9 protein-coding genes are annotated in these 13,039 nt (G+C 59.6%); all 9 read right to left on the bottom strand.

Annotated elements, in window-relative coordinates; translation table 11 throughout:
* Positions 1–835: glycosyltransferase (locus tag KVT38_RS18635; RefSeq protein WP_254639342.1), on the bottom strand; the 835-nt coding region annotated here is incomplete at its 3' end.
* A gap of 47 nt (positions 836–882) precedes the next feature.
* Positions 883–1,599: a sugar transferase gene (locus KVT38_RS18640; RefSeq protein WP_217595255.1), complete on the bottom strand. Its 717-nt coding sequence runs from the start codon at positions 1,597–1,599 to the stop codon at positions 883–885.
* Between the two features lie 3 nt (positions 1,600–1,602).
* Positions 1,603–2,295 carry a CpsD/CapB family tyrosine-protein kinase gene (locus KVT38_RS18645; protein ID WP_217595256.1) on the bottom strand — a complete coding sequence of 231 codons (693 nt, stop codon included), beginning with the start codon at positions 2,293–2,295 and terminating at the stop codon, positions 1,603–1,605.
* 53 nt (positions 2,296–2,348) lie between these two features.
* Positions 2,349–3,533 (bottom strand): glycosyltransferase, encoded by a 1,185-nt coding sequence (locus KVT38_RS18650; protein WP_217595257.1) that lies wholly within the window; start codon positions 3,531–3,533, stop codon positions 2,349–2,351.
* Between the two features lie 38 nt (positions 3,534–3,571).
* Positions 3,572–4,348, bottom strand: coding sequence for a YveK family protein (locus KVT38_RS18655; protein ID WP_217595258.1), 777 nt, complete (start codon positions 4,346–4,348; stop codon positions 3,572–3,574).
* Positions 4,349–4,642: 294 nt separating this feature from the next.
* Positions 4,643–5,857: a right-handed parallel beta-helix repeat-containing protein gene (locus KVT38_RS18660; protein WP_254639343.1), complete on the bottom strand. Its 1,215-nt coding sequence runs from the start codon at positions 5,855–5,857 to the stop codon at positions 4,643–4,645.
* Between the two features lie 258 nt (positions 5,858–6,115).
* Positions 6,116–7,798: a right-handed parallel beta-helix repeat-containing protein gene (locus KVT38_RS18665; protein ID WP_254639344.1), complete on the bottom strand. Its 1,683-nt coding sequence runs from the start codon at positions 7,796–7,798 to the stop codon at positions 6,116–6,118.
* A 742-nt stretch (positions 7,799–8,540) separates the two neighbouring features.
* Positions 8,541–9,629 (bottom strand): hypothetical protein, encoded by a 1,089-nt coding sequence (locus tag KVT38_RS18670; protein WP_217595259.1) that lies wholly within the window; start codon positions 9,627–9,629, stop codon positions 8,541–8,543.
* Between the two features lie 173 nt (positions 9,630–9,802).
* Positions 9,803–12,967: a glycoside hydrolase family 44 protein gene (locus KVT38_RS18675; protein WP_217595260.1), complete on the bottom strand. Its 3,165-nt coding sequence runs from the start codon at positions 12,965–12,967 to the stop codon at positions 9,803–9,805.
* Positions 12,968–13,039 lie beyond the last annotated feature (72 nt).

Consider the following 13,039-nt stretch of genomic DNA (forward strand, 5'->3'; position numbering starts at 1 on the left):
CCTCGGCCGCGTACACGAACGCCTTGGCCCGCTGCATATGGTCGATCAGCACCTCATCCGGCTGATAGCCGAGCACCTGGATGTTCGGCGCCTTGGCCGCATGGGCCTTAACCTTTTCCATGTCGGGTCCGTCGCCGATGATGACCAGCTTCTTGTCCGGCATGCCGGCGAAGGCTTCGGCGATCATGTCCATCTTCTTGTAGGGGACCATTCGGGAGGCCGTCAGGTAGAAGTCTTCCTTGTCCTCGCGGTAGGCGAAGGCGTTCACGTTGACGGGCGGGTAGATGACGCTCGATTCTCTGCGGTACACCTTCCAGATGCGGTTCGCGATGAATTCGGAGTTGGCGATAAAATAATCGACGCCGTTGGCGGTCCGGTAATCCCACATGCGAATGCGGCTCAGCATCCACTTGGCGAACGCGCCCTTCAGTCCGCGCTGCAGGCCCGATTCCTTAAGATATTGGTGCTGCATGTCCCAGGCGTAGCGAATCGGCGAATGCACGTAGGAGATATGGAGCTGGTTCGGCCCCGTGATGACGCCCTTAGCGACTGCGTGCGAGCTCGATAAAATGAGATCGTAGGCGGACAGATCGAATTGTTCGATGGCGAGGGGCATGAGCGGCAAATATTGCCTGTACTTCTTTTTGGCGAACGGCATGTTCTGCAGAAACGAGGTTCGGACCTTCTTTCCTTTGAGGAAGCCCCTGTCCTTCTCCGGCAGAAAATCGACCATAACGAACACGTCCGCTTCGGGGTACACTTCGAGCATTTGCTCGACGACCTTTTCCGACCCCGCATATGTCGTCAGCCATTCGTGAACGATCGCGACCTTCATCTGGCTATCATCCTCCTGTCGCACCTGATGCATCTGGTTGACTGCTTTTAATAAGCGCCTTTCTTGAGCAGCACGCTGCGCACCGTCGCGAACAGAATCTTGATGTCTAGCGCTAGCGATTTGTTGTAAACGTAGTACAGTTCGAGGTCCACGCGCTCCGGATAGCCGACGTCGCTGCGGCCGCTCACCTGCCAGTAGCCGGTGATACCGGGCTTGACCGACAGGAACTCGCGTTTTTTGTCGCGGTATTCCTTGAGCTCCTGGGCGACGACGGGACGCGAGCCGCCAAGGCTCATCTCGCCCTTCAGCACGGTGAACAGCTGCGGCAGCTCGTCGAGGCTGGTCTTGCGGAGAAAACGGCCGATGCGCGTGATGCGCGGGTCTTCGTGCGCTTCGAGCTTGTAGTTGCTCGCGACGTACTTGGCGTACAGCTCCTTGTCCTCGCGGAGCAGCTGCTCGGAGTTGGTGTTCATGGAGCGGAACTTGTAGATGTTGAACATGCTTGCGCCCTTGCCGATGCGGTGCTGCTTGAAGAAGACAGGCCCCTTCGGATCCTCAAGCTTGACGAGAATGGCGATAACGGCAAATACCGGGGAAAGGAGGATCAATCCGATGCCCGATCCGAGCAGGTCGATCGCACGCTTAGCGCTTAAGAACAAGTAGTTGGTTCCGCTTTTCTGGACCGTAGGCGAGGCGATGGGTTGGGCGGACGTCGTGGATGGGGCGCGGCTGGCGATCTCAAGCTCGTTGCCGACAAGACTCATGATTTAATCTCCTCCGTATCCGTAATAGTTGGCGTAGCTGGATTCAATGCGGTCGCGGTTCGTATTGTTCAGGACGGCGCCGAGGATATGGGCCCCGACGTGCTCCAGCCCCAGACGGGTCCGGCGAACGGCTTCCTTGGTGACTTTGCCCGAGCGGGCGACGAGGACGACGCCGTCGGACATGGCGCCGACGATCTGCGCATCGGCGAACGACGAGGCCGGCGGCGAATCGACGACGATCACGTCGAACTGCGTCTTCAGCTCCTCGATCAGCTTCCGCATCTTGTCGGAGCCGAGCAGCTCCGAAGGGTTCGGCGGCACGGTGCCGGCCGGAAGTACGAACAGTCCGGCGATGTCCGTCTGCTGGATCGCGTCCTCCGGCTTGCCGCGTCCGATCAGAATCTCGCTCAGACCCGTGCGGCTGGTGCGGAAAAAGGCTTGTGCGACCGCCGGCCGCCGAAGATCGGCGTCGAGCAGCAGCACGTTTTTGTTCTCCTGCGCGTAGCTGATCGCCAGGTTGATCGCCGTCGTCGTGCGTCCTTCCCCGGGTACGGCCGATGCGACGAGAATCAGTTTGACTGCTTGTCCCATCGAGGAAAAACTGATGTTCGTCCGCAGCTTCTTGTAGGACTCGGACACCGGGGAGCCCGGGCCCGCTTTGGCGATTTGACGATGCTTGCCGTTTTCTCTTGTCATCTTGATCCCTGCCTGTCGTTTGATAGGTTTTGCGACGATTTGTGTCGCCACGCTCATGCGTCGATGCGGCTCGGCATCAGCCGGTAACCCGGTGCCTGGCTTGTATCGCCCGCCAATACGGAATGATAGATTCGTTCGAGCTTCTCGGTCTGCTCCTTCAGGTCGAACGACTCGATCGCCCGTTCCCTGCTCCTTGCGCTCATCCGCTGCCACAACGCTTCGTCGCTCAGCAGCCGCGAGATGCCGGCAGCGAGCGCTTGCCAATCGTGCGGGGCGGCCAGCAGCCCGGTCTCGCCGTCGCTCACCGCCTCCGGGATGCCGCCCGTCCGGAAGCTCGCCACAGGAAGCCGCATCGAAGCCGCTTCGAGGAAGGAGATGCCGAACGCCTCCTCCGCGCCTGTCGACGTCGGCACGCTCGGCACGGAAAATACTTGCGCGCGGTTCATCCAGCGCCTCACGACGTCGGGCGGCTGCGTGCCGAGGAACCGGTACTTGCGGAGCATGCCGGCCGCCATCGCTTCAAGCTCCGACCGCATCGGCCCGTCGCCGATCAGGACGAGCTCGGCGTCCGGGTCCTGCCGCTGCACCTCGCTCATCGCCCGAATGAGATGGGCGGCGCCTTTCACCTCGACCAGACGGCCGACGAACAGCACGATCTTCTCCCTCGGCTGCTCAAGATCGGGCTTGAACAGCTGCGTATCGACGCCGATATAGTGCCGCACAATCTTTTCCGCGGGATATCCCTTTTCGATCAGCTTGCCGCGAATGAAGTCCGATACGGCGATGAATATCGCGGCGGATCGCTGGAGCTGCTCTCTTTTGCGAACATATTGCCGGTGCGTGTAGTAGGACTTGCGCGCATGCTCGTCTTTGACCGTCGCATCGTAGCCGTGAAAAGTGACGATGAGCGGGATGCGCAGCCGTCTTGCGATCGGCGCGGCCAACACGCCGTCGGGACCGAAGTGCGCGTGCAGCAGACGAAAATCCAAGGGTTTGAATTTGCGCTCGATTGGGAATCCGAAGCCCGTCGCTTTGAACAGCAGCTCGCGCAATCTTCCTCCTGCGTCTCCTTCGTTCAGCACGGTGACGCGTTCGGCATCGAGCGCAAGGCTCGCATTGCGCTTTGAGCCCGCATAGTGGGCGCGGTAATAGCGCATGCCTTCCGCTTGGGATCGAATAAAAGTTTCGGACGGCGCCAACAGACAATCTCGGTAGATTAGAATATTACGTAACGTCATGACCGGCCCATCCCGCCTCCTTCGCTCGCCTTTGCAGGTCAGCGCTGCTCCTCGGCGGGTCTAAGTTCCTGCTTCCCGCGGACGGCGGCTTCCCGGGCGAACGGGATCGCGGTGCGGACTTTGCCTTGCGCCATATCCTTTTGCCTGATCTTGCCGATGCTCGCGAGCATCGTGATGCCCAGCTCGCTCTCGAGATCGTCGGCGGTGCGGACCTTGTCGTCCAGATAGTCGACCAGGAACGCGATGCCGAAGCCGAGCAGCGCCGCGAGCAGAAAGCTGAATATATACAGAACGGTGTGGCTGCTGTTGATCGGGCCCGGCGTGGCCTGCGGATCCGGCTCCGTCAGCACCGTGATATTGTTGAGCTTCATGAGCTCGGTGACGCTGCTGCGGAAGGCGTTCGATACGCCGCTCACGATCCGGACGGCCGTGCCGTAATCGTCGGCCTTGGCGACCAGCGTGATAATCTGTGCGTCCTTCATCGTGTTCACCGCGATCTTGTCGCTGATCTGGGAAGCTGTCATGCCGAGCTCGGGGTGCTCGTCGGCGACGCGCTTCATGACGGACGGGGATTTGATAATTTGCTTGTAGGTGTTGATGAGCATGAGATTGGTGTTGATAGAGTTCTGGTCGATGATCTGCTGTCCCGCAACCGTCGATTCGGTCTTGTTGACGATCAAGTCCGTCGACGCCTGATAGACCGGCTTGACGTACTTGTTGCTGTAAACATAGGCGGCCGTGCAAATGACGACGATCAGCAGAGCGGGAATCCACCAGTATCTCTTAACGACCTTCAGGTAGTGCTGCAGCTCCATTCTAGATAGCCTCCGCTTCGTTTGTGTGTTCTGCGCCTTGCCGGAAATGGGAGATTCGGACGACCTCAGACGAACCAGGCCCCCCCTGAAGAAAGGTCGGGTTATGTAGGTGCGGGGTCTCCCTTTCGCCGGCTCGTCCGCTTCTCTCATTCTTGACCCCAACTTAAACGCATGGCTCCGAATCTGAAACAAACATGCATATTATGGCAACGGTTTCAAGTAGGTTTTCTCATTTTTCAAAAACGCGAAAAAGCGCGCCGTTATCGCATCGGCGCGCTTTATCAATTAAAATTATTAAAATCCAGTGTTTCCTTCCAGATGGATATTGCCGCCCTTGAAGTTGGTAGGCGACTTGCTAGAATCGCTGAGCACGTTTTTGGAGAAGTAAATATTACCTAGATCTCCGTCTCCCCATACGCCAATGCCGTCGTTCACGGCGTTTTTGATCGTGTTCTCCTCGAACGTAATATCATCCAGCTTGCCGTGCGACGCATAGACCAGAATGTTCGGGTGGTCGCTGTTTTTGCGCATGCCGGTATGCTCGATCTTATTTTTTTGCACCGTGACGTTTTTGGTGTCGGCCGTCTCCCACTCCCGCTCGACGGAGATATAAATGCCGGCCATCTCCGTGCGCTGAATAGAATTGCCCTCTATCGTGACGTCTTCCCCGCCGACGACCGATATGCCCCTCGCCTTGGAGTCGTAACCGACGTCGTTGCCCGCGATCGTCACATCGTGCGTCACCTCGCCGTCCTTCAGGTAGCTGACGACCGCGATGGCGTCGTCTCCCGTGCCGGCTACTTTGTTGCTCTCGATGCGGATGCGGGTGCTTCCGTCGGTGATGTGGATGCCGTCCGCCCCCGTATTCTCGATCAGGTTGTTCGCGATGACGCCGTCCTCGGAAGCATCCTCGACGAGGATCCCGGCCGTGCTCGCTTTGTCGATGTGCACGTTTTCAATGCGAAAGCCGTTCGCTCCCCTGACGGTGATGCTGTTCTTCGCATTCTCGCCGTCGCCCCGCTTGACGGTCCGCGCGTACACGTGGCTCATGTCGCTCAGCGACGGCCCGCTGCCCTCCAGATCGATCGAGCCCCGCTTCGGGTCCGTCGATACGATGACCGTCTTGTCCGCGCCCGCTCCCCGCACCTTGACGCCGTCGACGACCCAAATGTCGTCGATGCGGTATTCGCCTTCGGACAGGCGCAGCTGCAGGCCGTCCGCCTTGGCCTTCTCGGTGCAGGCCTTGAGCGTATCCAGATCGTCGTCGCGATCGTCCCCGCCCGCCAGACAGTGCAGCGAGCCGTCTTCGATCGTCCAGACCGGCTCCTCGGGTTCCTCCGTCGGCTCGCCCGTCGGAGTTGCTTCCTGCGTTGAAGAGGGAGAGGGATGTCCCCTCGGCCCCGTTTCCTTCTCGTCCCCGCCGCGCGGCCAAAGCATGACGACGACCAGTGCCGCGATTAGGGCGATTCCCGTCCATAGCGCATAACGATTCTTCCGGTTTCTCTCCATTCCGACCTCCAGTGGGTTCTCTTTTTCGTCTTAACTTAGCTTTAACAGACCTAGATTTATCGGACTTACCAGAGTTTCACCCCCTATGCACCTGGGTAAAACAATCTCGCACATTAGAAAACGTTAAGAAGCCGCCGCAAAGCCGCAACCTTGCGGCATGATAGCCACAAGACAGCGTTTGAAAAAGCCGAGAAATTAAAAAAATGCCAACCCGGAAATCCGGATCGGCATTGTTCGATAGTCGCTGTTTAACCCAGCTTAAAATCCCTTATTGTCGCTCAAATGAATGGTGCCCGCCTTAAACGTCGTATTCGCGCCCGCCGTATTGATCAACGTATTGCCGGTAAAGTAGATGTCCTTGATCTGACCGTCACCCCAGACGCCGATTCCCCGATGGGCCGCGTTTTTAATCGTGTTGCCCGAGAAGGTCACATTGTCGATGACGCCCTGCGAGGCGTAGATAAGCACGTTCGGATGATTTTCCGGTTCGTGGATGCCCGCATGCTCGATCGTATTGTTCTTCACGGCGATCCGGTCGACGTTAACCGTATTGTAATTCGCTTCGACCGCAATATAGATGCCGGCCATCTGCGTATCCTTTACGGAGTTGCCTTCGATCAGCACGTCCGTGCCTCCGACGACCGCGATGCCGCGCGCCTTGGAGAGGTATCCGACGTCATTGCGGCGGATCTTGATATCATGCACGGCAGGACCGTCCTGCGCGTAGCTGACGACCGCGATCGTATCGTCACCCGTTGCCTTGACCTTGTTGTTCTCGATCAGGATGCCGCTGCTGCCGTCCGTAATATGAATGCCGTCCGCGCCGGTCGAATCGACGGTGTTGTTTGTGATGACGCCGCCCTTGGAGCCGCCTTGAACGAGAATGCCCGCCGTACTCGACTTGTACACATAGACGCTGTCGATCGTAAAGTTCGTCGCGCCCCGCACGGTGATGCTGTTCTTCTCGTTGGAGCCGTCGCCCCGCGCAACCGTCGTCTGATAGACATGCTTGACGTTGCTCAGCTTGGCATTGTTGCCCTTCAGATCGATCGAGCCGTTCAAAGGGTCCGTGGAGATGAGCGTCGTCTTCGCCATGCCCGCGCCGATCAGCTTGACGCCGTCTATCGTGAGAATTTTGCTCAGGTGATATTCGCCCGCGGGAACGGCTACGTACTTGCCTTGCGACTTCGCCTTGTCCAGGCAAGCCGCGAACGCGCCGTAGTCGTCCTTGCCGTCGTTCGCGACGGCGCCGCAGCTTGCGACGGACAGCGCGTAGCCGCCCGCGGTCGTCGAACCGGCTGCCGACGGCGCCGCAGCGGCAGACTTGACTGCAGCGGCGGTCTTAACCCCCTGCGCCGACGCCGCGGGCTGCACGGACGACGCTTTATATTGAACGACGGGATTCCAGAGCGTATGATCGTTGTTCATCGATTCCCTGCTGTTGACCTGAAAGTAAATCGCCGTGCCCTTCTCGACCGCGACTTCCTTCAGCGCAGGCGTGTAGCCGTCCGTCGTCTTGACGACGGCGCTCCAGAGCGTCGTCTTGTCCTTCTTGATGGTGGCGAGGATGCCGTCGCCTTTGGCGTCGCCCTTCTTGACCGTGCCGCCGATCGTGATCGTCCCCTTGCCGGGCGATACCCACTTCAACACCGCGTCGAAGTCCTTGCTCGGGTGCATCGAATCCTTGTTCACCCAGGGATAGCCGGTATTCGCGGCCGCCTGCCAGCGGTCGCCGGTTGCGTCATATGCGAGATTGCTGTATACCGTACCTGCGCTTTTTTGATAAAACCATTGCTTCTGCCCCTGCGCCGCGGCGAAATCTTGCGGAGCGGCATATATGCTGGCCACGCTGACGGCTTGCGCATCCTGTGCGGACACGAACGAATTCGTAATGCTGAACCCCAAGGCGAGCGCCATTGCCGTCAAACCGATTTTTTTCAAAAAAACAACCTCCGTATGTTTGAATATGAATGATGCAGGGTAAAGACGGAGTGATAGAACCGACTCTATACTGAATTGCAGCTCTAACAGATATATCGGACGAACTTGGGTTCGCATGAATACATTGGCAGTCGATTGACGTGCCATTTGTTTCCTGCGGCCTATTTTAGCATGTTTGCGGCGGATTTGAAGAAAAGAAATTATAATCTATTTTTAATAGAAGAAACACGACTTCTGAGAGGGCCGATCATCGGGGGAGTAGGAAAAACTTGCGGAAGAGAACTGCGCAACCAAAATTTAAACAATCATTTAAATCAACGCACATTAATATACCACGCACTCCAAATTAAAGCAAATATTGAATCAAATGCATGAGAAAAGGTTAATCTTGGGCTCATATTCCAAGAAGTCGCCTTCAAAAAGCCCCTGCTGCCTTCGGTTGCGCGTTAGCTCGCAACGGACGGACAGAGGAGCCCTTATTCTTGAAACGATGGCGATTCGCGGCCCGCTCACGGACCCAGGGGCCGTTATTGCGAGATTGCCGGCCTCCTTTAGCCTCGATCCGGGCAATAACGACCCTCCAGTCCGAAACTCTCGTAAATGGACCTATTTTTCGAAAATAGCGCCTGCTGAGTCCGATGCCCGATGCCCGGTGCGGCGTTCTCAGCTCGCGATGCCAACTCCACGCTTTTGCGCCATCGCTTGCCCTGCGGCAGCCGAGGCCTTCCCACGCCCTTTAAACTTATGTATGCATCGTTCGTTCATTCGCCGCGCTTCCATGCCAGGATCCGGTTCCGGCGATCGAACGGCATTGCGCCAGATAGGACTGCCGCGCCTCGGGCGTCCAGCCGTCGAGATATCTTTTCTCCCAGACGCGTTCGTCCTGTTCGAGAAAACGCTGGATCTCCAGGATGGGCGCGAGACGCGCGACTTCCTCGCGCATGCGGGCGGCATGGCGCAAATATTCGCCGATGACGGGCATCGCCTGCTCATAATCGTCGATGTCCTCGGCCGGACCGCCCGCGATTAGCGCAGCCAAGATCCCGCCGGCTCCCTCGAAAAGCGACGGGTCGATCGTATCCGCCTGCAGCGCCTCCTCCAGGTCGCCTTTGAGCGCGCACGTATAGGCGAGCAGGCCGTCGCCGATCCGGTTGCGGAACCCTTCGCGCAGCAGCCAATCCCGAATCTCCTGCGTCTCCGGATCGAGGCGCTCGACGAGATAGACGCGGCCCCAACCGTCGACGCATCGCGCCAGCTCGCACAGCGCCTTGCTCGGCTGCTCCATGCCCATGAGCGCCGAAGCCGCGTAAAGCGTGAATTCCTCGTGCTTGCCTAGCGTGAACGTCAGCTCCCTGTGCCGGTCGTTGCCGTACTGGCTCAGCAAGGCGATGCCGAACTTCACGACGTTGCGGTGCACGCCATGCCGCGCCATCCACAGCGCTTCCTCGTACAGATGGCCGGCGTTCAACCCCGGCAGCTTATGTAACGCTTGAAGCGCCGGACTGATCGCATCCAGCGACTCGTCGCGCATGAGCGCGAGATAAACGGTTCTTCGGCTGCGGACGCTGCGGTCGCGGCTGAGCCGGACGAGCAGGCGCGTCAATTCCTTGGCGACGCCGTCATCGGGGGCTGCGCCGAGCGCCCCGATTCCCTCCAGGCCCTCTCGGCGCAGCGCTTCCCGGCGTTCGGGCCTGTCCGCGCATTCGTCGTCGTCAGGCAGCGCCTGCGACATCAGCTTGCCGTCCTGGCCGATCCGCAGGACGATCATATCGTAAGCCGACGGCTTGCCGGCCCAAGGATACAGGGGAGCGACGGCTGTATAGCGAAGCATACGGTCTCTTCCTTCCGGCGGCAATCGGTCTGGCCGTATCAAGCCGGATTGCCGCTATGTATGTATTACCCGCCTGGCAGATATTGCATCGGAAAACGGGGCGGCATACGTCGAAGCATGCAAAAAAACGAGGCGCACGGATTCGCTCCGCGCGCCTCGCAGGAAGAAAAATCTTATTGCATCAAAACGATGTGGGCGGCCGTCAGCTTCGGCAGCTTGTACGTAAACGTATTGTTTTTGATGTCCGCCACGCCCTGCAGCTCGACGATCTCGGCGCTCGCGCCGTCGAATGCGTAGATGCGCGCATGCCGGTACTGCGTCGTTCCGGCGATATGGATCGTTGCGTTCATCGCGTAGTCGTTGTTTTTGTTCAGCGCGATCAGGTGCAGCTCGCCGGCGCTCTCGTCCGAGATCGATCCGTAAACCGAGCTGTTTTCCACGTTGTTCGTCTCGGCCTTGACCTTAATCGAGCCGAAATGCGAACCTTGGCCGTCATAGCTGGTGAACAGCTTCACCGCTGCCGAGATGTACGGCGCTTCCTTCAGCCCGTTCACCATCTTCCAGAAGGTTGCGAGGTGGACGCCGTATTTGCCGAAAATGCCGAGCACGTCCGCTTGCGCGATGCCGCCGTACACGTTATTTTCGCCGCCGTAGTTGTATTCGGTGATCGCGATCTTCGTACCGGGATTGTACGCGTCGATCGACTGCTGCGTCCGCGGCAGGATCGGCAGGAACGCGCTGTACCATTGTCCGATCCAGCTGTTCTCCGTATAGGTCGGATCCCAAAGCGAGCGCGGCGCCTGCATGCGAACCTTGTTCGCCTCGAGATTGTCGTAAGAAGATACGTTGGTAATGCGCGAGCCGCCCGCGGAAATCTCGGGGTACCAGTGGTAATCGACCGCGTCCAGCAGTCGTTTGCCCTGCTGCGCGGAGGCGGCGCGGAACTTGTCCAGATAATAATCCATGAACCACTTGTAGCCGCCGCTCTTCAGCGTCTCCCAATCGTCGGCCGCGTGCATGCTGTACAGCTCGTCGAAGCTGTAGGAAGCGGGGCCGTACATTTCGGCGAAGGGGTCCACGTTTTTGACCGCCTTGGCAAGTTCGATCCCCTTGTTCGTCACCTCGGCCGCGCTCGGCTTTTCCGGATGCATGTACGGATGCGTCTTCTGCCAAAGGCTCGGCTCGTTGTCGATCGAGTAGCCCTTGATGCCGGTCGCCGTGCTCGCGTTGCCGAAGCGGTGAACGAGCGAGTTGACGAATTCGTCCATGTAAACGGCGTTGTCGTTCAAATCGGGTGTCAGGCTGAACGGCGCGTTTTTCGCGGCGTACACCGGCACCCAGCGGTTGGAAGGCGCCGTCTCGGCGGATTGAACCGCTCCGTTCTTGTCCGCGGCGACGTAGCCGCCCGTCTGCAGCGTGGCCAGCGTGTACGACCCCATCGCCAGCGACTTCTGGTGATAGCCGGCGATGCCGATGCCCGGCTCGTCCATATTGCCGCCGTACGGAACGCCGCCATAATACCAAGGCACGTAGTTGTCGCTTCTGTGGCCGTAGTCGGAGCCGGCGTTGGAGGCGTTCGTCTCCCAGTTGTAGGTGGTCAGGCGGTTGCCGCCCGTGCGCCGCGAGCCCCAATGCTCGGTGCCGGTCAGATCGTCGTTCGTGCCGTAAATATAAGGGCTGATCGGCGCTCGCTCCGCGTCCGCGTCGATCTCGAATTGCACGTCGAAGTCGCCGGTCGGCGTCAGTACCGTATTGGTCACGATCTTGTCGCTCCACTTGCCGCGCGTCTCCCCGTCCTTCGCCCGCACCCGGTAGACATGCTTCGTGCCCGCGGCCAGCGCATCATGCGTGTAGGACGTTTGTAGTCCGACGTCCGCGATGACGCCGTCCGCCTCGATCTCGTAGCCCGTCACTTCTTCGCCGAGCGGGGACCAGGTCAGCGCGACGCTGCTGTCCGTCGTCTTGCCTCGAACGTTGACCGGCGCAGGCAGGTCCTGCTCGCCGAGCGTGCGGACGACGACGGCGCCGCTCCAGATGCCGACCTTGTCTCCTTTGCGCGTACGAACCTTGTAGGTATGCTTCGTCCCTGTCTTGAGCCACGAATCCAAATACGACGTCTCCGCGATGCCTTCGACGATCGTGCCGTCCGCGCTCACGTCGTAGCTCGTCGCGCCCGCGACGGCATCCCAGGACAGCCGGATCTCCGTCTCGTTCGGCTCGCCCGAGATAGTGGACGGCGCGGCCGGAATGTCCAGCAGCTTCGGTTCGACGCCCCAAACGAGCTGTCCGTCGACGTACGCCGTCGACTTATCGTTTGCAGTCGATGCGGTAGCGCCTTTAAAGGAGTAGTCGTTCGTTTGCGTAAAGTCGGACCAGTTGTCTTTGTTGATCCATGTGTAAACGCCGGCCTTCGCACCGGGCTTCAGCTTGCCTGCATCGGCCGCGAAGTCGAGCTCCAGGTAGTAATCGGCCGTCTCGGCGGGTATCGGCATCTTGACGAAGCGCGCGGTCACTTTTTCCTTGGCCACGGTGCTCCAGAAGCCGATCGACAGTGGCCTTTCGTCGTCGATCGTGAAGTAATAGCGCGCCGTCACGCCGCCGAGATCGATCGGCTCCGAGCCCTTGTTGAAGATCTCGAGCTCCGGCGTCGGCATCTGCGCGCTCGCCTTGTTTCCTGTCTTGACGCGCACCTCAAGCACCGGGCCGGCAGGAGGCGTCGCGGTCGGCGTGGCCGTAGGCGTGGCCGTCGGAGACACCGTAGGCGTGGCGGTCGGTACCGGCGTCGGCGAACCGGTCGGCGTCGGCGTTGCGCTAGGCGTGGCCGTAGGCGCCGCGGTCGGTGTCGGCGTTGCCGTAGGCGAAGGCGTCTGTCCGCCGCCCGAGCCCGCTTCCACGTTGACGAAGGCCGCGCCGGCATGCCATTTATGGTAGGCGCTCCAGCCGGCGCCGAACACGCCGAGGCTGATTGTATATTTGCCCGACTCAGCTCCCGCAGGCACGCGCCAGGTGAACGAGACGGTTTTTTCCACGCCCGCAATCAGCTGTATATCGTCCTTGAAGGTCTGACCGACCTTCGCAAGCGCAGGATCGAACACTTCGGCGTCGAGCAGCACGGCGGCGTCCGCCGCGGCCGTCACGTGAACGTCGATCGTGAGTTCTTCGCCCGCCTTGACCGTTCCCGGCGATACGGTCGCCGACGTGGCGAAAGTCTCGGCTGCTGCATAAACCTCCCGCTCCGCGCCTGCGGACGCAAGGCTGCCCAGCAGCAGCGCTGCCGCGGCCATTGCCGCGATCGCTTTTTTTCCGATTCCCTTTTTGAGTCCGACGAATCTCATCATTCTCTCCCTTTCTCTGTAGCGTGCTACGTCAGCTTAGCAGAGTGCACGACCGCGATTATGTGGCCTGCGTTA

This window comes from Cohnella sp. GbtcB17, assembly GCF_019091135.1.
Classification (GTDB): Bacteria; Bacillota; Bacilli; order Paenibacillales; family Paenibacillaceae; genus Cohnella.

Coding starts and splice junctions, on each gene's coding strand:
- KVT38_RS18670 (WP_217595259.1), bottom strand. CDS start 9,629: ATGCTTCGCTATACAGCCGTCGCTCCCCTGTATCCTTGGGCCGGCAAG.
- KVT38_RS18650 (WP_217595257.1), bottom strand. CDS start 3,533: ATGACGTTACGTAATATTCTAATCTACCGAGATTGTCTGTTGGCGCCG.
- KVT38_RS18640 (WP_217595255.1), bottom strand. CDS start 1,599: ATGAGTCTTGTCGGCAACGAGCTTGAGATCGCCAGCCGCGCCCCATCC.
- KVT38_RS18645 (WP_217595256.1), bottom strand. CDS start 2,295: ATGACAAGAGAAAACGGCAAGCATCGTCAAATCGCCAAAGCGGGCCCG.
- KVT38_RS18655 (WP_217595258.1), bottom strand. CDS start 4,348: ATGGAGCTGCAGCACTACCTGAAGGTCGTTAAGAGATACTGGTGGATT.
- KVT38_RS18675 (WP_217595260.1), bottom strand. CDS start 12,967: ATGATGAGATTCGTCGGACTCAAAAAGGGAATCGGAAAAAAAGCGATC.
- KVT38_RS18660 (WP_254639343.1), bottom strand. CDS start 5,857: ATGGAGAGAAACCGGAAGAATCGTTATGCGCTATGGACGGGAATCGCC.